Here is a 20658-nt window from a genome sequence, read left to right as displayed (position 1 = left end):
AGCTGGTGAGGAGGCGAGATCAGCCGGTGACGAGCGTCAGCCCGTACGCCGAGAGGATCTCGTTGACCGGCTGGTGGTAGGTCGTGCCGCCGGTGCTGCAGTTGCCCGAGCCGCCGGAGGTGACACCCTGGGCCTGGCTGCCGGAGATGAACGAGCCGCCGGAGTCGCCGGGCTGGGCGCACGCGCTGGTGCGGGTCAGGCCGCTCACCGTGCCCTGCGAGTACCGCACGCTGGCGTTGTGCTGCTGGATGACGCCGCAGCGCCAGCCGGTGGTGGAGCCGGAGCGGCAGATCGAGGCGCCGACCGAGGCCTGGGTGGAGCCGCGCACGGTGACGTTGGCGCCGCCGGAGCCGCGGACGTAGGGGGTCACGGTGTGGCCGGGGGTGGAGACCCAGGCGTAGTCGTTGCCGGGGAACGACGAGCCGTAGAAGGAGCCGGAGGGGTTGGTGGTGGTGGCTCCCGCCCTGCCGCAGTGGCCGGCGGTCACGAAGCCGGGGGCGCTGCCCCGGCGCGCGGAGAAGCCGATGCTGCAGCGGCTGCCGCCGATGTAGTAGGCGTTGCCGCCGATGATGTTGATGAAGGCCTGGGGCTGCTCGGTGGAGAGCGCCACCTTCACGACGTTCTTGTCGGCGCCGGCGGCGGCGGCGAGGGCCTCGCCTGCGGCCTGGCTGCCGGCGAGGATCACGACACTGTTGGTCGTGACGTCGACATACCAGAGGGACGCGCCCGCCTTCGCCTCCGCCGACGCCCCGTCGAGCTTGGCCTTGACGGCCTCGAGGCCGGCGAGGGAACGGCCGACGATCACGGGCTGCGCGCCCTTGGCCCTGATGGCACCCGCGTCGGCGGCGTCGGTGGTCGCCACGGAGAGCTGGGAGGCGTCACCGTTGAGCCAGGCGCCGGCGTACTCGGCGCCGAGCTCCTGGGTCAGGGCGGCCTCGGAGGCGGCCGCGCGGTGCTCGTTGGCCAGGCGCTGGACGGCCTGTTCGGCGGTGAGGCCGAGGTCGCGCTGGAGGGCGTCGAGCATGGCCGCGGGAGGCTGGGGGGCAGGGGGGGCGGATGCTGCGACGGCGGGCGCCACGGTGGCGACCAGGTACAGGGCCACGGTAGCGGCGCCGGTCAGGAGGGTACCTCGACGTAACATGAACACTCCTTGTGAGGGGTGATGTCAAGGTATGGGGGAGAGGCCCGCAGAGGGATCTCCCAAAGAATCCCTACCGCGATGTTATGGGGGCCTCGATGGCTTTCTGGGGCTATGACCGGCGAGGGGGCGGCGACCTGCGCGAGGGTTGCGGACGCCCGCCTCCCGAGGCGGTGATATGACCGAAACTGCCGAGGAATACGGCCGAAACAGCGGGTGAGTGATCGACGATCGCGTGCTTTTCCCTCTCGCGCGGCCGGGGGGAACTCTGGAAGACTGGTCGCCGCGCCTTCGGCGCACGGGTGCCGACTTTTGACAGCGACCAAACGGAGCAGCGTCGATGACATGTTCTGGACATCCAGAACTCGCGAGGATGGGTCGCTGCGCCGCACGTGCGGCCGGCCGCGGGGAAGGCGCCCTCGCGGGATCCGTCCCGTGCCTCCCCCGGACGCGCCCCGCGCGGACCGCCGTCCCGGCCCCCCACCGTCCGGCCGCCGCGGCCCGGATGTCACAGAAGGACACGTGTCATGACTGACGAGGCCGCCGCCGACGGCGGGAGCGAGGAGACGGCGACGCTGCCGCGCCGCGTCGACGCGCTCCGGTGCCCGCACACCGAGCCCGGCGAGCGCCGCTGCGTCCTGCCGCCCGGCCACGAGCTGGACCACGTCTACCCGCACAAGAAGGCTCCCGCGCTGTGCGCGGGTGAGTGACGGGCCGCCCGCCCACCGGCCGCCACCGGTCCCGGTCCCGCAGGCGAGGAAAGGCCCGTGGACGCGGGGGAGATCCCCTCAGAGGAGGCCGGCCACCTCGGCGGCGGCCACGGCCGCGCGGACGGCCTGCGCCGGGTCACCCTCGTGGTAGCGCCGCTCGCTGGGTTCGATGTTGTCGAGGAACTCCTGGTAGCGGAGGGCGTACGCGAGATGCTGCAGCGGTTCCGCCAGGATCAGCGCGCGGGCCGGGTCGCAGCCGGGGACGCTCGCCGCCCACGTCTCGCACCAGGCGTCCGCAGCCGCCTCCCAGCGGCCGGCGGGCAGGAAGTCGCGGGGTCGCAGCCCGTCGAGGGCGGGGTGACCGTAGTGGCTGTCGGCGAAGTCCAGCACGACGGTGCCGCGCGGCCCCGACACCCAGTTGCCCGGGTGGAAGTCGCCGTGCACCAGCGTGCACGGCAGGCCGCAGGACTCCAGCGCGGCGACCAGCGACGGCAGGCGGCCTGCCAGTCGGCGGGCCAGGCGCAGCTCCCCGGCGTCCAGGTCGCCGGCCGCCTCCCCGTCGAGCAGCCCGCCCACCAGGGCGGCCAGGGCCGAGGGGGTGCGGTCGGGCAGCCCGCCGGGCCGCCCGGCGCCGCTGCGCCCGGCGAGGGCCGCCTGCGCCCTCGCCAGCCGGCTCACCGCCTCGGCGACGATCTCCCGGGGTGCCCCGTGACAGTCGCCGCCGGGCACGTGCTCCAGGAGCACCCGCCGGTTCGGGGTGTCGGCCGCCACGACGGCGGGCACCAGGCCGGGGTCCTCAGCCGCGAGCATCCCGATCGCGCGGGCCTCGTCGGCGGCGAAACCAGGAGTGATCTTCAGCCAGACCGGCCCCGAGCCCGTGGGGATGCGGAACAGCCCCGCCAGGTTCCACGTCTTCACCTGACGCGCGGGCCCCTCGGCGGGCCTGCCCGCCTCGCGCAGCGCGGTCCGGGCCCAGTCCAGCGCCTCGCGCACCCCCGAGGCCTTCGCCCACTCCGCCCGGTGCGCCACGGGGGTCGTCAGGCCCGCGGGCGCGGGCGGCCTTCCTGCCGCGTCCGGGGCGCCGGGCCCGAAGGGGGCCGGACCGGCCGTGGGGCGGCCGAGGGCCTCGACGTGGTAGGTCGTGTGGCCCTCGCGGGGGCCGCGGTCCCGACCCTCGGCGTCGACCAGGCGCAGCACCACCACGGGCGTGCCGAGCACCTCCTCCAGGTGGGCCACGACCGATCCGACCTCGGCCCACCAGGGGTCGGCCACCGGGAACGGCCCGACCGTTCCCAGCCACTCGTCGCCGGCCGTCACGAGGGCGCTCACCGTGCGGCCCGATGCTTCGCTCACGCGGGCAGTGTGCCGCCGGGGAGGCCGCCGACGCCACGGGTTTTCGCCGGGCCCCCCGCCCAACCGGGCCCCCTGCCCAACCGGGCTCCTGCCTAACCGGGTCCCCTGCCTAACCGGGTCCCCTGCCCAACCGGGTCCCCTGCCCAACCGGGTCCCCTTGTCCAACCGGGTCCTCTGTCCGAGAAGGCCCTCTGTCCGAGAGGGTGCCCGGTCAGCGCCCGGGGCCGTGGTCGTCGAACAGGGAGGGCTCGCGCCGCCGGTTCGGCTGCGCGTGGGGTTCCATCGGCCCGGCGGGGTGGCGGTCGTCGCCCGCGCGGTCGCGCCGCAGCTGCGACTGGAGCTCCGCGTCCTCTCGCAGCTCCTGCTCGGAGGGGGACAGGAAGATGGCCAGGAGCAGTCCGAGGGTGAGCAGGCTGATCCCGACGAGCAGGGGCAGCATGAAGTCCATCCCCTGTGCCCCGCTCGCCGGCGCGGCGTCGTCGTGTACACCGACGCCGATGGCGAACATGCCGGTGTAGTGCATCCCGTTCACCGCGAGTCCCATCAGCAGGGCGGCGCCGGTGGTGGCGAGCGCCCCGCGTACGCGCACGCTGAACCAGAGCGCCACCGTCGCCGCGACCACGGCGATGAGCAGCGACAACCCGACCAGGAGGGGGTCGTAGCTCACGTGCGCGGACATGTTCACGGCCGCCATGCCCAGATAGTGCATCCCCGCCACGCCCAGGCCGGTGAGCAGCCCGCCGCCGAGGAGCGCGCCGGTGCTGTCCTCCCTGCGCGAGACCAGGAGAAGGCCGGCGCCGACGACGACGACGGCGAGCAGCGCGGACGCGACGGTCAGCGGTACGTCGTAGCGGATCGGCGTGCCCTGCACGTCGAAGCCCATCATCGCGATGAAGTGCATCACCCAGATGCCGGTCCCGCCGATGGACAGGGCCGCGCCGACGAGCCAGAGCGCGCGCGAGCCGTCCTCCGCCCCGCGTGCCCGCGCGGCGAGCAGCAGCCCCAGCAGGCAGCCGATACTCGACATGATGTACGAGGCCGCCGGCGTGACGAACCCGTAGGCGAAATGGTCGATGGCAGGCATGGCGGGCTCCTGGCGGGCGGGAGGGGATTGGAACGTGCCAAAGAGAGGTCGGGTCCGGCGGCGTGCGGGATCGTCGTGGGCTGGCCCGGGCCGCGATTGGTTGACCGACCAATCACTGCGAGGGGTGCTCACCTTACAGTTCTAAGGTTCCGAATGGCCATAATGGAGTGATTAAGAATGTCTAAAACGATCACTTGGTGACTGTTCCGTTCACGTGAAGTGAACATTCCGAGAGGAGGAGGGCCGATGACCAGGCTCACCGGTCAAGGACGGAAGACGCCGCCGCCTCCGATATGGCCGGAGGACCGCTACGAGGTCCTCTGCGAGCGCGACGAGCCGCACGGGAGCACCCGCGACCGCTACCACTTCCCCGGGCACGCGGTGCGTTCGGCTCGTGATCTGGAAACGGCCGGGCTCGCCAGGAGGGTGCGCGTGGTCAGGCTGTCCGACGGAGTGGTGATCTACGACCGCGTCGACGGCGTCGACCTGCCCGCCGACGAGTGGTGATCCACCGGTTGCCCGGAGGGGGCGCGGGGGAACCGGGTCAATCCCCCGGACGGGGGTAGAGGTCCTGGATGGACGCCGGACGCGTCGCCCGCGTCGGACGCCCGGTGGTGCCGTGAGTGGCGAGGAGTGGTCGTGGACGGATCCATGTCATCTGTACCGCGAACGGACGGGAATCGCGGGAACGGCAGGATGAGGCCCTACGAAGGACGCGCGAGAATGCTCGCGGGACTGGCCGAGGCCAGCCACGTGAGCGCGATGGAGGACGTGCCGGCCCTCGTCGAGGAGCACGCCGCCCACGTGGGACTGTACGACGTGCTGATCTACCTGGCCGACCTGCAGCAGGACGTGCTGCGCCCGCTGACCGGTCGTGGCGCCGGTGAGGAGACGGAGCGGGAGAAGGGCGAGCTCCGGATCGACGGGACCCTGGCGGGCCGGGCCTTCCAGGAGGTGCGCGTCCTGTCCAGGCCCTCCTCGGAAGACGAACCGGGCCGTTGGTGGGTGCCGCTGCTCGACGGCACCGAACGCCTCGGGATACTGCGGGTCAGCCTCCGGCCGGGGACGAACGCGAAACGGGCCGAGGAGGACATGAGGCATCTCGCGTCCATGACCGCGCTGCTGCTGGTGAGCAAGCACTCCCAGAGCGACTCCTACGCCCGGCTGGTACGGACCCGGCCGATGAACGTCGCCGCCGAGATGCAGTGGAACCTGCTGCCGCCGCTCACCTTCGCCACCGAGAAGGTGGTGATCGGCGCCGCGCTCGAACCGGCCTACGAACTCGGCGGCGACGCCTTCGACTACGCGCTGGCCGGGGATTCCGCCCACCTGGCCATCTTCGACGCGATGGGCCACGACGCGTCCGCGGGACTGACCGCGAACCTCGCGGTGGCCGCCTGCCGCAACCGCCGCCGCCAGGGCGCCGACCTCGTCGAGGTCAGCGAGGGGATCGAGGAGGTGCTGATCGAGGAGTTCGGCGTGGGCAACCGCTTCGCCACCGGGATCCTGGCCGACCTGAACATGTGTACCGGCGTGTTCACCTGGGTCAACCGGGGACACCACCCCCCGGTGGTGATCAGGGGAGGGCGCTGGGTCGCCACCCTGCAGTGCCCGCCCGCACACCCGATGGGTCTCGGCCTGGGGCTGGCCGTGACCCCGTGCAGGGAGCAGCTCGAACCCGGCGACCGCGTGCTCCTCTACACCGACGGCATGACCGAGGCCCGTAACCGGCTGGGGCAGGAGTTCGGCCTGGAGCGCTTCGTCGACTTCATCATCCGCCGCAACGCCGACGGCCTTCCCGTGCCGGAGACCCTGCGCCGCCTGGTCCGCGGCGTGCTGGAGTACCACGACGGGAGGCTGCAGGACGACGCGACCGTCCTGCTGGTGGAGTGGCGTGGCGGCGCCCAGGGGAAACTGCGCCTCTGAGCCGGGCTCCGGGGAGGTCGTGCCGGGACGCCGGGGTCAGGTACCGGGGCGCCGGGTCAGGGCGCGGGCAGCCCCGGAGAGTAGGGGCTCTCACCGTCCCGGATCGCCGCGAGCATCCGGGCCGCGTACGCCCGTACGGCCTCGTGCAGGCCGTGGCCGAAACTCACGCGGGCCACCCCGAGGTCCGCCAGCTCGCCGAGCGACGGTGTGCCGGGACGGAAAAGGACGTTGACCGGCCCGCCGATCCCCTCGACCAGCGCGCGGACGGCCCCCGCCTCGGCCGCGAAGATCGGATAGACGCAGTCGGCGCCCGCCTCCAGGTAGCGGCGGCCCCGCCGCACCGATTCGGCCAGCCTCTCCTCGGCGCTCCCCGTGCCGTGGATGTAGGTGTCGACCCGGGCGTTGATCACCAGGTCCACGCCCGCGGCGGTCGCGGCGGCCCTGACGGCGCCGAGGTAGGCGGCCTGCTCGCCGGCGTCGGCCATCGCCCCGGTACGGGGGTCGGAGTCCTCCAGGTTGCAGCCGGACGCCCCCGCGGCGGCGAGCCGCTCGACCAGCTCCGCGGGCTCCAGCCCGTAGCCGCGCTCCATGTCGGCGGTGACGGGCAGGCCGACCGAGCGGCCGATCCGGGCGATCGCGGCCAGCATCTCCCCGACGGGCGTCTCCTCGCCGTCTTCGTACCCGAGCACCGAGGCGATCGCGGCGCTGCCGGTGGCGATCACCGGGAAGCCCGCCGCCTCGACGGCGCGGGCCGACGCGGCGTCCCAGACGTTGGGGACCACCAGCGGCCGGCCGGGTACGTGCAGAGCCCGCAGCGCCGAGGCTCTCCCGCGGGCCGTCGATGCGGTGCCGCCGGTGTCCTCGCTGGTAGAAGTGGTCATGGAAGCGACACTAGGGGAGGAAAGGACCGATCTTAAGAGCCAATGCCGCCCCAGTCGATTGGGCCACTTCCCCTCGGTTCCCCGCCGGGGAAGGAGCCGGACGCCCTTCCGCGGCCGGACCGGGACTCCGGGACCGGGACCGGGGAAGCGAGGACCCCCGGCCCTGGTGGGGGCCGAGGGTCCGCGACTCTCCGAACTCTCCGAATCGGTCAGGCGCTCTTGCGGCGCTGGGCGCGTAGAATCGCCAGGCGCTCGTTGAGCACCTCCTCCAGGTCCTCGATCGTGCGGCGCTCCAGCAGCATGTCCCAGTGCGTCCGTGGGGGCTTGGCCTTCTTTGCCTCCGGCAGTTCGCCGTCCACCCGGAGGGCGGTCGCGCCGCACATGCGGCACTCCCAGGTCGCCGGGATCTCGGCTTCAGCGGCAAGCGGAACGTCGAATCGATGACCCTTCGGGCAGGTGTAGGACACCTCCTGGCGCGGGGCCAGATCGGTGTTGCGGTCGTTCTCGTAGCTGGTCGCCCCGAGTCTGGTGCCGCGTAGCGCACGCTCGCCCATGTCTGAATGCCTCCTGAGGGCCCCGTCGTGAGGGGTTCGTCTCCCACGGCGTACAACGCTTGATACCGTGTGTGGATTCCCACAGACAGGGTGATCCAATCGCACGTTCTTGACCCGGTCTGTGAAGGGCCCTTTTTTCGGGGTTTCTCAGAGGCGTTCCGGCACCCGGTTTCCCGCCGCTCTGATGGCCTTGGGCAGGTCGATGAGGGCGAGCAGCACGAAACCGAGCACAAAGAAGATCACCAAAGAGATGATGCCCAGGCGGTAACTGTCGGTCAGCTGGAGCGCCAGGCCGAGGGTGAACGAGCCGAGGAACGTCGAGCCCTTGTCGCTGATCTCGTACAGGCTGTAGTACTCCGCCTCCTTGCCCTTCGGGATCACGTGGGAGAAAAGTGATCGCGACAGGGCCTGGGTCCCGCCCATCACGATCGCGATGGCGAACCCCAGCGCGAAGAACGGCAGGGCCGCTCCCCTGGGCAGGAAGTAGGCCACGGCCACCACGGCGATCCAGGCGATCAGCGCGACCATCACGACCCGCTTGGCCCCGTACGAGGTGGCGAACCGGCCGAGCAGCAGCGCCCCGAAGAAGGCCACGAACTGCACCATCAGGATCGCCGCGATCCGCACGGTCTGGTCCAGCCCGAGCTCCTTGTCGGCGTAGGTGGCCGAGAAGGAGATGACGGTCTGCACGCCGTCGTTGTAGATGAGATAGGCGACCAGGAAGCCGAGGGTCAGCGGGTAGCGCCGCAGCTCCCTGATCGTGCGGCCCAGCTGGCGGAAGCTGCCCGTCACGGCCTGGGCGGTCGTCTCCGCGCCCGAGGGGAGCGCCCGCCGGTTGCGCAGCCGCAACAGCGGGATGATCGTGAACCCGCCCCACCACAGGCCCGCGGACGACAGGGCGATGCGCACGGCGTCGCCCTCGGTGATGCCCAGGCCCTCGTGGCCGAGGAAGAGCGCCAGGTGAACGGCGAGCAACAGGCCGCCGCCGAGATAGCCGAAACCCCATCCCCTGGCGGAGACCTTGTCGCGCTCGTCCGCCGTGGAGATCTCCGGCAGGAACGAGTTGTAGATCACGAACGCGGCGGCGAAGGCCACGCTGGACACCAGGAACAGCGCGCCGCCCAGCAGGTAGCGCCCGTCGGCGACGAACCAGAAGCAGACGGTCGCACCCGCGCCGAGGTAGGCGAAGAGGGCGAGAAGCTCCTTCTTGCGGCCGGTGTGGTCGGCCAGCGCGCCCACCAGGGGCATCAGGATGATCTGCAGGATGGCCGCGAAACCCACCACGAAGGAGTAGTAGGCGCTGGGCCGCACGTCGAACCCGATCACGTCCACGTACTGGCGTCCCTGCGCGGCGGTCTCCGCGATCGTCGTCAGGTACGGGCCGAGGAACACCGTCAGGATGGTGGTCGGGAAGGCGGAGTTCGCCCAGTCGTAGAAGTACCAGCCGCGTTGCTCGCGGCGCCGGGACTGGGGGGAGTCCTCGACGGCCTGTTCGGAGGTCATGAGCGGTCCTCGGTCTGTCGGGGGGCGGGGGGAGGGGAATCGGGGGAGGAGCGGGGAACGGGCGGGGGGACTCGTGCCCGCGCGGCCTACGCGGCGAGACGGCCTGGATACCACTGGCCGCGGGACTCCAGCACGTCGCGCAGCCCCGAGATGTTGTCGGTCATCAGGCCGTCCACGCCGAGGTCGAGCAGGCGTTCCATCACCCCGGTGTGGTTGACGGTCCACACGTGGATCTGCATGCCGAGCGCGTGGGCCGTGCGGATCAGGGCGGGCGTGGTGATCCGCAGGCCGCGGAAGCCCACCGGCACCTGCGCGCACGGCACCCCGGCGCGGGCCAGGCGGGCGAGCAGGCGGCCGTACCCGGAGGTGGTGGCGGCGGCGCGCAGGGTCGCCACGCCGCGCGGGCCCAGCGAGGAGCACACCTCGCGGCCGATCGCGGCGCGGGCCCTGGCGAGCCGCTCCTCGGAGAAGGAGGTGAGGCAGATCCGGTCGTGGGAGGCGGTCCTGCCGATCGCCCGGGCGAGCGGCGCGATGGCCGCCGACTCCTTGACGTCGATGTTGAAGCGCGCCTCGGGCCACGAGCCCAGCAGGTCCTCCATCAGCGGGATCTCGTCCACGCCGCCGATCCGCGCCTCGCGCACCAGCCGGTACGGCAGCTCGGCGATCCGGCCCCGGCGGTCGGTGACCCGGTCCAGGGTGTGGTCGTGGAAGGCAAGCAGCACCCCGTCGGCGGTGGCGTGCGCGTCGGTCTCCAGATAGGTGTAGCCGAGCTCCACGGCCCGCTCGAAGGCGGGGAAGGTGTTCTCCCTGCCCTCGGCGGCTCCACCCCGGTGGGCGAAGGGCAGGGGGCCGGGATGGTCGAGGAAGGGGTAACGGCGTTGCACGTGCAGGAGTATGCCCCCTGCGAGCTGGACGCGTCATCGCGGGCGGGTGAACGTTTGGATCACAAGGCTCCGGGAGGGACACGGAGACGGCCCCGACGCGGCCGGACCCCGGGCAGGGCTTTGCCCTGACCTGCCCGTCGCCGTGGATGATGGGAGATACCTGGTTGTCCACGGCTGACCTCGCCGTTTCGCCTGATTTCCGGTTCTCCGGGGCGCGGCGACGTCGAGGCGGAGGTCCGTGAGAACGGAGGCCGCGTATGAGCAAGGGAAGCACGTCCGGACGCCTGGCGAGCGTGAGCGGGTTCGCCGACGACCGTCTCGGCGCGGCGGGGTTCCTCAAACGGAACATGCGGAAGATCTTCCCCGACCACTGGACCTTCCTGCTGGGCGAGATCGCTCTCTACTCGTTCGTCATCCTGCTGCTGACCGGCACGTTCCTGACGTTCTTCTTCAAGCCCGTCATGGAGGAGGTCGTCTACAACGGCTCCTACTCGCCGCTCAAGGGCATCGCGATGTCCGAGGCGTACGCCTCGACACTGGACATCAGCTTCGACGTGCGCGGCGGCCTGCTGATGCGGCAGATGCACCACTGGGCCGCCCTGCTGTTCATCGGCGGCATGATGATCCACATGCTCCGGGTGTTCTTCAACGGCTCGTACCGCAAGCCGCGCGAGCTGAACTGGCTGATCGGCGTCGCCCTGCTGGCCCTCTCCCTGTTCGAGGGCCTGACCGGCTACTCGCTGGCCGACGACCTCCTGTCCGGCGCCGGGTTGCGGATCACCGCCGGCGTGGCGCAGTCACTGCCGCTGGTCGGAACCTGGCTCACCTTCTTCCTCACCGGCGGCGAGTATCCCGGCGACGAGATCATCCCGAGGTTCTACTCGATCCACATCCTGCTCCTGCCGGGCGTCCTGCTGGCGCTCATCACCGCCCACCTGATCCTGACGTGGGTGCTGAAGCACACGCAGATGCCGGGCAAGGGCCGTACCAACGACAACGTGGTGGGCGCGCCCACCTACCCCTCCTTCATGGCCAAGTCGGGCGCCTACTTCATGTTCACCTTCGGCATCATCGCGCTGCTGGGCACCTTCGCCCAGATCAATCCCGTCTGGCTGTACGGCCCCTACACGCCGTCCGACATCTCGGCGGGCTCCCAGCCCGACTTCTACCTGGCGTTCCTGGACGGCTCGCTGCGCCTGATGCCCTCCTGGGAGATCAACTTCCTGGGCTTCACGCTGCCGATGAGCGTGATCGTCCCGGCGCTGGTCCCGCTGGGGATCATCCTGCTGGGCCTGGTCCTGTACCCGTTCGCCGAGCAGTGGGTCACCGGGGACCGCCGTGAGCACAACCTCGCGGACCGTCCCCGCAACAACCCGCACCGCACCGCGATCGGCCTGTCGGCGGTCACGTTCTACGGCGTCCTGTGGCTGATGGCCGCCACCGACGTGATCGCCGCGAACTCCCGCCTCTCGATAAACGAGATCATCTACACCGGCAGGGTCCTGGTCTTCCTCGGCCCGGCCGTGGCGTACTACGTCACCTACCGGATCTGCCTGGGCCTGCAGCGCCGCGACGCCGAGGCTCTCGGGCACGGTGTGGAGACCGGTGTGATCAAGCGCCGTCCCACGGGGGAGTACATCGAGGTCCACGTCCCGCCCCTGGAGTCCATCGAGGCCCAGGTGCGGGGCAAGGAGCCGGTCCCGATCCTCGCGGGGACGGCCGAGGACGGCGACGGGGACGGTGTCCCGGCGCACAACGGGAAGCATCACCCGCTCCGCAGGCTGCGCGCCATGATGAGCAGGGCGTACGGCGGGGAGAAGGTCCCGCTCGACGGCGACCGGGACCACGACGGGCACAACGGCCACGGTGAGCACACCGGCCGCGGTGAGCACGACGGGCACGGCGAGCACGACGGCCGTGACCGTGCCGGGCGCGGTGAGCACGACGGGCACGACCGTGCCGGGCGCGCGGTCGTCGGGCCGGGAACGGACGAGAACAGGGCGCCGTGACCGGCCCGGCGGCCGCGCGCCCTCACTCCTCGGACGGCACCTTGCCCGCCCACTCCTGGCGGCGGGCCTCGGCCACCGCGATCGCCGCCGCCACCGCGACGTTGAACGAGCCGACCCGGCCGACCTGCGGGATGTAGCAGACGCCGTCGGCGGCCTCCAGCAGCGCGGGGGAGCACCCGTGGTCCTCGCTGCCCACCACCAGGCACACGTCCCCGCCCAGCTTGGCCTCGGACAGCGGCACGGCGTCCCCGGTCAGCTCCACCGCGACCACCGCGAACCCGTCCTCCTTGGCCGCCCGTACGGCCTCCAGGACGGGTACCGGCTCCTCCCAGGCCACCAGGCGGTCGGTGCCCAGCGCGGTCTTCTGCGCCTTGGGATTGGTCGGCGGCGTGGCGTTGCCCGCCAGCCAGATCCGCTCCACGCCGAAGGCGGCGGCCGTGCGGAAGATGGAACCGATGTTGAACGGGCCGGTCACCGACTCCAGGATCAGGGCCAGCCGTCCCTCGGTGTTCCTCCGCCAGGTGCGGTTGAGGCGCTTGACATCGGTCGGGCGCAGCTGCCTGCGGGGGTTCGCCGTCATCGGTCGTTCACCGTTCCTCGTCGTTCCTCGTTCGTTCCGCGTGTTTCGCGGTGATCCGCTTCTCGCCCGCCACCGTGCCGCCGCCCCGTGCCCGCCTGTGCTCGCCCGTTCGTGTCCGTCCGCCTGTGCCCGTCGCGCCGGCGTGCTCGCGGGGGAGCGGGAGGGCTCACCGCGGCTCCGCCTCCGGGCGCGCCTCCACCCGGAGGATCCGGTACGAGGAGCGGGAGGCCACGCGCTCGGCGGGCCAGCCCCGCTCGTTCAGCCAGCGCTGCAGGGAGTCGGAGCCCAGGTGCTTCTGGACCACCAGGTGGGCGACGCCGTCCGGGGTGAGGCGCGACAGCCAGCGGGTCAGCATCTCGTGCATCGCGGCCTTGCCGATGCGGATCGCCGGATTGGACCAGATGGCGGAGAACCGCACCTCCGGCGGGACCTCGTCGACATGCATCGACCTTACTTTGTCAAGGGAGGCGGCCCTGGCGTTCCTCGCGCACAGCTCGATCGACCTGCGGTTGACGTCCACCGCCCAGACCGTCGCCTCCGGGGCGCGCGAGGCCATCGTCAGCGCGATCGGCCCGTAGCCGCAGCCCAGGTCGAGCAGGTCGCCGCCCGGAGGCGGAGGGGGGACGCTCTCCAGCAGGATCCGGGTGCCCTGGTCGACGCGCTCGGCGGAGAACACCCCGCTGTCGGTCTCCAGTCTCAGGTGGAGGTCGGGGAGCACGAGCGTGACCGAGCCGGGACGGCCCGCGGTCTCCGGACGCTCCTCGAAGTAATGTGCCACGTCGTAGAACGTTACCAACGGCCGGGACCGGCTCAGGGCGGCCGTGCCCCGGCCGTGACCCCGGCCGTGACCCCGGCCGTGCCCCGGCGCCGTGACCACCGCCCGTACGCCCGCCCTCGCCGGATGAGGGGCGCGGGGGTCAGGGGATCCGCGACCCCAGCAGCAGGGACACCCCGGCGGTCAGCAGCCCGGCCAGGACCGCCGCCACCACGAACCACTGGGTGATCTCCTGGTTGACCGTCCGGTAGCCCAGCGAGGTGCCGATCTGCTCGTAGACCTGCTTCAGCTCGCTGCCCGACTCCGCCTCGTAGGCCCGGCCGCCCGTGCCCTCCGACAGGGTCTGCAGGGTGGCCTTGTTCACCGGTACGTTCACGTCGCGGCCGTCGATCGAGACCGTCCCCTCCTGGGTGCCGTAGGCGATCGTGGAGACCGGGACCCGTACGGCCTTGGCCGAGTCGATCGCCTCGGCCACCGAACGTCCCGAGGTGTTGTCGCCGTCGGACAGCAGCACGATCGCGGCCGGGGGCGGGTCGGTCACCGCCTGCTGGTCGAAGGAGCGCAGCGACTCCAGGGAGCTGAACACCGCCTCGCCGATCGCGGTGCCCGCCCGGGTGGTCAGGGTGCCGAGGGAGGTGCCGACCGCCTGGTGGTCGGTGGTGGGCGAGACCACGACCGACGCGGAACGGGCGAAGGCGACCAGCCCGACGTTGAACCGTTCCGGCAGATCCGCGACGAACTTCTGGGCGGCCTCCTTGGCCGCGGTGATCCGGTTCGGCTGGACGTCGTCGGCCTCCATCGACAGCGAGACGTCCAGCGCGATGATGATCGTCGCCCGGTCGCGGGGGATGCGCACCGAGTCGGCGGGACGGGCCGCGCCCACGATCAGCAGGCTCATCATGACGAGGAACAGCGCCGGGGCCACGTGCCGCCGCCAGCCGGGCCCGGCGGGGGCCACCAGCGTCAGCAGGGGCAGGTTGGTGAAGCGCAGCGCGTAGCGGCGCCGGGCGAACTGGGCGGCCACGTAGCCGGCCACGAGCAGCGCCAGCGCGGCGAACAGCCACAGCCAGGCCGGAGAGAGGAAGGTCATCGTGTCGCTCCCGACCTCGGGGGCCGATGGGTCAGGTGCGCCATGCGGCGCTGCCGCAGCACGAACTGCGCGATGTCGAACACCCAGTCGCGGTCGGTGCGCAGCACCAGGTGGGCCACCCCGCAGCGGCGCAACGCCACCTGGTTGGTCATCCGCTGCGCGGCGGCGGCCTCCGCGTAGGCCCGGCGGACCCTGGGCGTGAGCTGGATCTGGCGGCTGCGTCCCGTCTCCGGGTCGGTCATGCTGACCAGCCCGACCGGCGGCAGCTCCAGCTCGCGAGGGTCGATCACCTCGACGGCCAGCACCTGGTGGTGGGCGGCCAGCCGGCGGAGCGGCCGCTCCCAGGGCAGCTCCAGGCCGGGATCGAGGGTGGGCTCGGGGTCGAGGAAGTCGGAGACGATCACCCGCAGGCCGCGCCGCCGCCGCGCCGAGGCCAGGATCTCGATCGCCTCGGCCAGATCGGGGGCACCGGCGACGACGCGGCCCCTGGGGGCGTCCATCAGCGAGTGCAGCAGGCCGTACAGCGCCGGGCGGCCGCTCCTGGCGGGCATCCGGTGGACGTACTCGTCGTGCAGGACGTACGTGCCGAAGCGGTTGCCGATCCGGCCCGACAGGAAGCCGATCGCCCCGACGGCGGCCACGACCAGGTCCCGCTTCTCCATGCCGGCGGTGCCGAAGTCCATGCTGGGCGACAGGTCCGCCAGGGCCCAGGTCTCCAGCTCCCGGTCGGCGATCAGGTCGCGCACGTGCGGGACGGTCGTGCGGGCGGTCACCGACCAGTCCATCCGCCGGATGTCGTCCTCGCCGGGCACGTAGACCCGGCTGTCGCCGAACTCGCTTCCAGGACCGGGAAGGAGCCCCTGGTGGGCGCCCTGCAGCAGCCCGTCCAGGCGCCGGACGATGGTGAGCTCCAGCCGCCGCAACGCCTGCTCGGCCGTGCTCAGGTCAGGATCGCCGGCGCCTTCGAGGCCGGTCACCGGGGGCCCTGGTTCCAGACGACGAGCGGGGGCGGCACCGCGGCGAGGATCTGGCGGACCACGTCCTCGGGGTCGATCCCGTCGGCGATGGCGTCGAAGGTGAGCATCAGCCGGTGGGACATCACGTCCACCGCCACGTCGCGCACGTCGTCGGGGAGCAGGTAGTCGCGGCCGCGCAGCAGCGCCAGGCCGCGGCCCGCGGCGACCAGGCCGAGGGTGGCCCGGGGGCTGACGCCGATCTCGATGTTCTCCTGCAGCTCGGCCAGGCCGTATTCGGCGGGTGAGCGGGTGGCCATCACGAGCCTGACCACGTAGTCGGCGACGAGCTGGTGGACCGAGACCTGGTCGGCCATGGACTGCAGCGCGGCCAGCCGCGCGGGGTCGAGCACCGGCTTGGGGGTCGGCGGGGTCACGCTCATCCGGTGCAGGATCTCCAGCTCCTCGTGGGCGCTGGGATGGGTGACGCGGACCTTGAACAGGAACCGGTCGCGCTGGACCTCGGGGAGGGGGTAGACGCCCTCCGACTCGATCGGGTTCTGGGTGGCCAGCACGATGAACGGCCTCGGCAGCGGATGGGTCTCCCCGGCGAGGGTCACCTGCCGCTCGGCCATGACCTCCAGCAGCGCCGACTGGACCTTGGCCGGGGCCCTGTTGATCTCGTCGGCGAGCAGGAAGTTGACGAACACCGGGCCGAGCTCGACGTCGAAGGCCTCGCGGGAGGGGTGGTACACCCGGGTGCCCACGATGTCGCTCGGGACCAGGTCCGGGGTGAACTGGATGCGGGCGAACTCCCCGCCGACCACCGTGGCCAGGGTCGAGGCCGCCAGGGTCTTGGCCACCCCCGGCACACCCTCCAGCAGGCAGTGGCCCCTGGCCAGGAGCGCCACGAGCAACCGCTCCACCATGTGCTCCTGCCCGACGATGACCCGCCGGACCTCGGTCAGGGCGTCGCGCAGCAATCCGGTGTCGGTCTCGCTCGGCAGTTCTTCGGCGACGGTCATGTCGGTATTCCATCAAATGAAATGGCGGCTCGCACGACGGGCCCGCTCCGTATTTCCTGACAGTGCCCGCCGCGTGCCCGCCGCGTGCCCGCCGCGTGCCCGCGAGGCGCCTCCCGCGCGTCTCCCGCGTGCCCGCGGGGCGGCCCGATCCCGGCACCCGCGGGGCGTGGTGTGATCGGCCGGGTGTGCTTTCATGTCAGACGTGGCCACTCCACTCCAGTACGGTGACCCGCCCCAGCTGGGGCCCTTCCTCGTGCAGGCCCGCCTGCGCGTGGGACCCGCCGGGCTGGTCTACCTCGGGCTGGCGCCCGACGGCCGGGCCGTCTCGGTCGCGGTGCTGACCAAGGGGGCGGCGCTCGACCCGGCGGCCCGCGACCGCTTCGTCACCGGGGTCCGCGACGCGACGGCGAGCCGTTCCGGCGTACGGGGCTGGATGGCCAGGGCGACACGCGCGCGCACCGCGGTGGCCGACACGATCCCGCAGGTGCTGGCGATGGACGGTGGGAGCGCCCCGTGGGTGGCCACGCCGTACGAGCCCGACAGGGCCGGGGCGGAGCGGTTCCTGGAGCCGGTGCTGGTCAGCGGCACGCTGATCGGCGAGCAGCACGGCCCCGACTTCGCGCCGCACTGGGTGGGCGACCGCTCGCCCGCGCTGCCCGCGCCGCCCAAGGGCGCGCCGCCGCCGACCGAGACCCGCAGGTCCGTGATCATCGCCGGAGTCGTGCTGACCGCGCTGCTCGTGCTGCTGGCGGTGATGGTCTGGTTCCTGCTGCGCAGGGAAGACGATTCCGAGCCGTTGCCGAGGCCGCTGCCGCCCACGGTGTTCATCCCGACCCCGCCGCCGGTCCCGGCGACGCCCGAGCCGGGCCGGCCCACCCCCTCGCCGTCGCCGAGCCAGAGCGGGACCGGCACGCCCGGCCCGCAGGAGGGCGACGAGAACGAGGGCGAGCCCATCTAGGGAGCCCTCCCGGGGGCGTCCGGACGCATCGGGGCCGGACATGCCCGTCGGGCTCGAGGCGAGTCTGGCGGGCGTCCGGCCGGAGCGATCCCATGGATGGTCGCCGTCTTGGTACTCGTCTGCGAGTACTCATTATTGACTACCACCACCTACTCGTGTTTGAGTAGTCGCATGAGTAGTACACGACTGTTCATCCTGGGGGCGCTGGCCCGCCGGGGGCCGATGCACGGTCACCAGATCCGGCAGAGCGCGCAGACGGACCGGACCGAGCTGTGGACCGACATCAAGGTCGGGTCCCTGTACGGGGCGCTGCACCGGATGGAGGCCGAAGGGGTGATCGAGACGGTGCGCACCGAGCAGCAGGGCAACCTCCCCGCGCGGACCGTCTACGCGATCACCGAGGACGGCGGGCTGGAGCTGGAGTCGCTGCGCGAGGCGGCCCTGCGAGACACCCGCCTGCGGCCCGATCCCGTGGACCTCGCCCTCCAGCTCAGCTCCGACATGGGCGAGGAGGAGCTGCGGGCCGTCATCGAGGACCGGCACCGCAAGCTCACCGCCGAGCTCCAGACCTGGCAGCGCCTGAGGGAGGCGGCCACCCCCCACCTCCGCGGCCTCGAACCGCTCGGCTTCGACCACACCCTCGTCCGCCTGCGGGCGGAGATCACCTGGCACGAGACGCTGCTCGAGGAACTGCCCCGGCTCCTCGGCGCCGCCGGGGGACCCCCCGGGACGCCCCCTGACGACAACGAAGGCGAAGGAGCCTGACATGCCCGGAAAACCACTCGACGTCCTCGTCGTCGGAGGCGGCATAGGAGGCCTGGCGCTGGCCCAGGCGCTGCTGCCCTCCGGGGTGAACGTCCAGGTCTACGAGCGCGAGCGCGACGCCGCCGGCTGGGTGCGGGGCTACCGCATCCACCTGAACCAGATCGGCAGCCGGGCGTTGCACCGCTGCCTGCCGGGCCCGCTGTGGGAGGCGTTCCTCGCCACCTCCGGCCACCCCGGCCCCGGCTTCGGCTTCCACACCCACCGGCTGCGGGAACTCGTCTTCGTGGAGGAGAGCGTGATGACCGGCGGGGCCGCCGACCCCTCGGGCGGCCAGTACGCGGTCAGCCGCACCACCCTGCGCAGGCTCCTGCTGGCCGGGCTGGAGGGCGTCGTCCACCACGGCAGGACGTTCCAGCGCTACGAGGTGAGGCCGGACGGCAGGATCGTCGCCTTCTTCGCCGACGGCACCTCGGCCACCGGGGACGTGCTGGTCGGCGCGGACGGCGCCAACTCGCGCGTGCGAAGCCAGTATCTGCCGCGGGCCCGCCGCGTCGACACCGGCGCGCTCGCGATCGGCGCCCGGCTGCCACTGGACGACGAGGTCCGCGGGTGGCTGCCGGGAAACCTCGCCGACGGGCTCAACCTCGTCCTGCCACCGAGCGGGAGCGCCATGTTCACCGCGGCCTTCAACGGCAGGCGCAGGGCGGAGAGCCTCCTCGCCCGGCGGGCGGGTGCCGATTCCGCCCGCGCGCCCGGGTCCGCCGCCGGAGGGGCCGGCCGCACCGCGCGGGAAGGGGACCTCGCCGATCTGGAGACCGGCCTCGCCGGGTTCGGGCTCGACCTGAGGTCCCTGGCCGACGACCTCCAGGACTACGTGCTGTGGGCCTTCGTCGCCCCTCACGGGACCTATCCGGCCGGGGCCGCGGACCTCGACGGCGACGGGCTCAAGGACCTGGCCGGGACGATGACCCGCGGCTGGCATCCCGCCCTGCGCCGCCTGGTCGCCGAGGCCGATCCGGCCAGCGTCCAGTTGATGCCGTTCAAGACCTCCGTCCCCGTCGGCCCGTGGCCCGCGACGCCGGTGACGCTGCTCGGGGACGCCATCCACAACATGACCCCCGCGATGGGCTTCGGCGCCAACACGGCGCTGCGCGACGCCGCCCTGCTGGCGAGCAGGCTGGCGGCGTTCCAGCGGGGCCGGGGCACCCTGACGGAGGCCATAGGCGGCTACGAGACCCGGATGCGCGAGTACGGCTTCGGCGCCGTCCGCACCTCCGCGAGGTTCGCGGAGTTCATGATCTCCGGCAGTCCTCTCGTCCGGCGCGGCGCGAAGGCCTGGTTCCGCCTGTGCGACACCCTGCCGCCGGTCAAGCGAATGAGCTTCGGCCGCCTGTGGACCGACGGCGCGGCAGAGAAAGCGGCAGAGAAAGAGGAGGCGGTGGCGCGCCCCTGAGGACGGGCGATCCGCGACCGCCCCGCGTTCCCCCGGGTCCTCGCCGGTAATCAGCTTGAGTCTCCCGTAACGGGAGCCTTTACCGTCGCGGGCATGGAAATCACCGTTCACGACACCCCGCGGGCCATGCTGGACCTGGCGGGTCTCCCGCTGGAGCGGCGCCCGGAGGCGCTGCGCGCGATGCTGGCGCCCATGCGCGAGGCCATTCCCATGCCCGGCGACCTCGTCGACATCCACCACACGGGCGGCGGCTTCCGGGTGGACCGTGACGACGACCGCCACCTTCCCGCACTGCGGCGGCTGGTAGAGCAGGACGTGCGCGGCCAGATCGAGGACGCCCTGCGGGCCGCCTGGAGGCATCTCGGCGACGCCGTGCCGGACATCAAGGGGCCGGAGAGCCTGCAGGTCATGCTCGTGCTCGGCGACCCCGGCGACGCGTACCTCACGAACGTCGCCGGCGGCTACTACGGCATGGGAGGCTCGCCGGGCTGGCTCTACCTGCTGGCCTGGCCCTCGGACGACGTCATCGGCAGGATCGCCCACTGCGCGGTGCACGAGTTCCACCACCAGGTGCGCTACCACAACGTGGAGTGGAACCCCGCGACGGTCACCGTCGGCGAGCACGTCGTGTCCGAGGGGCTCGCCGAGGCGTTCGTCAGGGAACTGTCCGGCCCCGAGGCCATGGGCCCGTGGTCGGGGATGGTGATCGGCGCGGAGTTCGACCGCGCGTACGAGACGATCACCGCGGCCGCCGGTCTGCAGGGCATGTGGAACACCCCGGCCTACGTGCTGGGCGACACGGCCATGAGCAGGTTCGGCCGGGAACCGGTCGGCGTCCCCGACATGGCCGGTTACGGGGTGGGCCTGCGCATCGTGGACGCCCACCTGGCCGCGTCCGGCCTGACGGCCGCGCGGAGCACGGTGCTGCCCGGGGAGGAGATCCTGCGCAACGCCGGGGTGACTGTCCAGCCGTCCCGGGCGAAGTGAATCACCAGGGCCGGCAGCGGTTCGTCACTT

At 72.2% G+C, this 20658-nt stretch carries 20 protein-coding genes; 8 read left to right on the top strand and 12 right to left on the bottom strand.

Translation table 11 applies throughout. From position 1 onward, the window contains the following. Positions 1-19: 19 nt before the first annotated feature. Entirely contained in the window at positions 20-1141 is a 1122-nt protein-coding gene (locus AB0G15_RS32055; protein WP_362846935.1) for a S1 family peptidase, read from the bottom strand. Positions 1142-1665: 524 nt separating this feature from the next. Between AB0G15_RS32055 and AB0G15_RS32050 the strand changes: the two genes are divergently transcribed. Further along, the gene (locus tag AB0G15_RS32050; protein ID WP_362846933.1) at positions 1666-1848 is read left to right on the top strand and encodes a hypothetical protein; all 183 of its coding nucleotides are present in this window, start codon (positions 1666-1668) and stop codon (positions 1846-1848) included. A 78-nt stretch (positions 1849-1926) separates the two neighbouring features. On the opposite strand, the gene AB0G15_RS32045 is transcribed toward AB0G15_RS32050, so the two are convergent. Together AB0G15_RS32045 and AB0G15_RS32040 are read right to left on the bottom strand one after the other, a co-directional pair. Further along, positions 1927-3201 carry an aminoglycoside phosphotransferase family protein gene (locus AB0G15_RS32045; protein ID WP_362846931.1) on the bottom strand — a complete coding sequence of 425 codons (1275 nt, stop codon included), beginning with the start codon at positions 3199-3201 and terminating at the stop codon, positions 1927-1929. Between the two features lie 211 nt (positions 3202-3412). Continuing rightward, positions 3413-4285: an MHYT domain-containing protein gene (locus AB0G15_RS32040; RefSeq protein ID WP_362846929.1), complete on the bottom strand. Its 873-nt coding sequence runs from the start codon at positions 4283-4285 to the stop codon at positions 3413-3415. Between the two features lie 246 nt (positions 4286-4531). Here AB0G15_RS32040 and AB0G15_RS32035 point away from each other — a divergent pair, with 246 nt between their 5' ends. Further along, on the top strand, positions 4532-4792 hold the full coding sequence (locus tag AB0G15_RS32035) for a hypothetical protein (protein ID WP_362846927.1): 261 nt from the start codon (positions 4532-4534) through the stop codon (positions 4790-4792). Between the two features lie 216 nt (positions 4793-5008). Further along, positions 5009-6211 (top strand): PP2C family protein-serine/threonine phosphatase, encoded by a 1203-nt coding sequence (locus AB0G15_RS32030; protein ID WP_362846925.1) that lies wholly within the window; start codon positions 5009-5011, stop codon positions 6209-6211. Between the two features lie 56 nt (positions 6212-6267). Here AB0G15_RS32030 and AB0G15_RS32025 read toward each other — a convergent pair whose 3' ends face one another. The 4 genes from AB0G15_RS32025 to AB0G15_RS32010 form a co-directional block, all read right to left on the bottom strand. Further along, on the bottom strand, positions 6268-7092 hold the full coding sequence (locus tag AB0G15_RS32025; RefSeq protein ID WP_362846923.1) for an isocitrate lyase/phosphoenolpyruvate mutase family protein: 825 nt from the start codon (positions 7090-7092) through the stop codon (positions 6268-6270). 209 nt (positions 7093-7301) lie between these two features. Beyond that, complete coding sequence (locus AB0G15_RS32020) at positions 7302-7646, bottom strand: RNA polymerase-binding protein RbpA (protein WP_089205581.1); 345 nt, start codon at positions 7644-7646, stop codon at positions 7302-7304. A gap of 147 nt (positions 7647-7793) precedes the next feature. Next, a complete protein-coding gene (locus AB0G15_RS32015; protein WP_362846921.1) occupies positions 7794-9149 on the bottom strand; it encodes an MFS transporter in 1356 nt (451 codons plus the stop codon). Positions 9150-9235: 86 nt separating this feature from the next. Then, positions 9236-10033: a glycerophosphodiester phosphodiesterase gene (locus tag AB0G15_RS32010; protein WP_362846919.1), complete on the bottom strand. Its 798-nt coding sequence runs from the start codon at positions 10031-10033 to the stop codon at positions 9236-9238. A gap of 257 nt (positions 10034-10290) precedes the next feature. On the opposite strand from AB0G15_RS32010, the gene AB0G15_RS32005 reads away from it, so the two are divergent. After that, complete coding sequence (locus AB0G15_RS32005) at positions 10291-12042, top strand: ubiquinol-cytochrome c reductase cytochrome b subunit (protein WP_362846917.1); 1752 nt, start codon at positions 10291-10293, stop codon at positions 12040-12042. Positions 12043-12064: 22 nt separating this feature from the next. Here the strand turns inward: AB0G15_RS32005 and AB0G15_RS32000 are convergent, their stop codons facing one another. The 5 genes from AB0G15_RS32000 to AB0G15_RS31980 form a co-directional block, all read right to left on the bottom strand. Continuing rightward, positions 12065-12622 (bottom strand): TrmH family RNA methyltransferase, encoded by a 558-nt coding sequence (locus AB0G15_RS32000; protein WP_362846915.1) that lies wholly within the window; start codon positions 12620-12622, stop codon positions 12065-12067. A 166-nt stretch (positions 12623-12788) separates the two neighbouring features. Further along, positions 12789-13400, bottom strand: a complete 612-nt coding sequence (locus tag AB0G15_RS31995) for a methyltransferase (RefSeq protein WP_362686291.1) — start codon at positions 13398-13400, stop codon at positions 12789-12791. A gap of 139 nt (positions 13401-13539) precedes the next feature. Next, positions 13540-14487: a VWA domain-containing protein gene (locus AB0G15_RS31990; RefSeq protein ID WP_362846913.1), complete on the bottom strand. Its 948-nt coding sequence runs from the start codon at positions 14485-14487 to the stop codon at positions 13540-13542. Beyond that, complete coding sequence (locus AB0G15_RS31985) at positions 14484-15464, bottom strand: DUF58 domain-containing protein (RefSeq protein WP_362846911.1); 981 nt, start codon at positions 15462-15464, stop codon at positions 14484-14486. The genes AB0G15_RS31990 and AB0G15_RS31985 overlap by 4 nt, the downstream gene beginning before the upstream one ends. Beyond that, positions 15461-16465 (bottom strand): MoxR family ATPase, encoded by a 1005-nt coding sequence (locus tag AB0G15_RS31980; RefSeq protein ID WP_362846909.1) that lies wholly within the window; start codon positions 16463-16465, stop codon positions 15461-15463. Before AB0G15_RS31980 ends, AB0G15_RS31985 begins: the two co-directional genes overlap by 4 nt. Positions 16466-16658: 193 nt before the next feature. On the opposite strand from AB0G15_RS31980, the gene AB0G15_RS31975 reads away from it, so the two are divergent. From AB0G15_RS31975 to AB0G15_RS31960, 4 genes are all read left to right on the top strand, one after another. Then, complete coding sequence (locus AB0G15_RS31975) at positions 16659-17423, top strand: hypothetical protein (protein ID WP_362846907.1); 765 nt, start codon at positions 16659-16661, stop codon at positions 17421-17423. Between the two features lie 171 nt (positions 17424-17594). Beyond that, a complete protein-coding gene (locus AB0G15_RS31970; RefSeq protein ID WP_362846905.1) occupies positions 17595-18188 on the top strand; it encodes a PadR family transcriptional regulator in 594 nt (197 codons plus the stop codon). 1 nt (position 18189) lies between these two features. Then, positions 18190-19641 (top strand): FAD-dependent monooxygenase, encoded by a 1452-nt coding sequence (locus AB0G15_RS31965; RefSeq protein WP_362846903.1) that lies wholly within the window; start codon positions 18190-18192, stop codon positions 19639-19641. 93 nt (positions 19642-19734) lie between these two features. Further along, positions 19735-20628, top strand: a complete 894-nt coding sequence (locus tag AB0G15_RS31960) for a DUF2268 domain-containing putative Zn-dependent protease (protein ID WP_362846901.1) — start codon at positions 19735-19737, stop codon at positions 20626-20628. Positions 20629-20658 lie beyond the last annotated feature (30 nt).

The organism is Streptosporangium sp. NPDC023825, from assembly GCF_040639575.1.
In the GTDB taxonomy this organism is placed as follows: domain Bacteria; phylum Actinomycetota; class Actinomycetes; order Streptosporangiales; family Streptosporangiaceae; genus Streptosporangium.
The sequence above is the reverse complement of the archived record's forward strand: the minus strand, read 5'-3'. Positions and strand labels throughout refer to the sequence as shown.

Bases quoted from the DNA above. Each gene is read 5' to 3' on its own strand.
- AB0G15_RS32055 (WP_362846935.1), bottom strand. From the start codon at position 1,141: ATGTTACGTCGAGGTACCCTCCTGACCGGCGCCGCTACCGTGGCCCTG.
- AB0G15_RS32050 (WP_362846933.1), top strand. From the start codon at position 1,666: ATGACTGACGAGGCCGCCGCCGACGGCGGGAGCGAGGAGACGGCGACG.
- AB0G15_RS32040 (WP_362846929.1), bottom strand. From the start codon at position 4,285: ATGCCTGCCATCGACCATTTCGCCTACGGGTTCGTCACGCCGGCGGCC.
- AB0G15_RS32035 (WP_362846927.1), top strand. From the start codon at position 4,532: ATGACCAGGCTCACCGGTCAAGGACGGAAGACGCCGCCGCCTCCGATA.
- AB0G15_RS32030 (WP_362846925.1), top strand. From the start codon at position 5,009: ATGCTCGCGGGACTGGCCGAGGCCAGCCACGTGAGCGCGATGGAGGAC.
- AB0G15_RS32025 (WP_362846923.1), bottom strand. From the start codon at position 7,092: ATGACCACTTCTACCAGCGAGGACACCGGCGGCACCGCATCGACGGCC.
- AB0G15_RS32020 (WP_089205581.1), bottom strand. From the start codon at position 7,646: ATGGGCGAGCGTGCGCTACGCGGCACCAGACTCGGGGCGACCAGCTAC.
- AB0G15_RS32015 (WP_362846921.1), bottom strand. From the start codon at position 9,149: ATGACCTCCGAACAGGCCGTCGAGGACTCCCCCCAGTCCCGGCGCCGC.
- AB0G15_RS32005 (WP_362846917.1), top strand. From the start codon at position 10,291: ATGAGCAAGGGAAGCACGTCCGGACGCCTGGCGAGCGTGAGCGGGTTC.
- AB0G15_RS32000 (WP_362846915.1), bottom strand. From the start codon at position 12,622: ATGACGGCGAACCCCCGCAGGCAGCTGCGCCCGACCGATGTCAAGCGC.
- AB0G15_RS31990 (WP_362846913.1), bottom strand. From the start codon at position 14,487: ATGACCTTCCTCTCTCCGGCCTGGCTGTGGCTGTTCGCCGCGCTGGCG.
- AB0G15_RS31980 (WP_362846909.1), bottom strand. From the start codon at position 16,465: ATGACCGTCGCCGAAGAACTGCCGAGCGAGACCGACACCGGATTGCTG.
- AB0G15_RS31975 (WP_362846907.1), top strand. From the start codon at position 16,659: ATGTCAGACGTGGCCACTCCACTCCAGTACGGTGACCCGCCCCAGCTG.
- AB0G15_RS31970 (WP_362846905.1), top strand. From the start codon at position 17,595: ATGAGTAGTACACGACTGTTCATCCTGGGGGCGCTGGCCCGCCGGGGG.
- AB0G15_RS31965 (WP_362846903.1), top strand. From the start codon at position 18,190: ATGCCCGGAAAACCACTCGACGTCCTCGTCGTCGGAGGCGGCATAGGA.
- AB0G15_RS31960 (WP_362846901.1), top strand. From the start codon at position 19,735: ATGGAAATCACCGTTCACGACACCCCGCGGGCCATGCTGGACCTGGCG.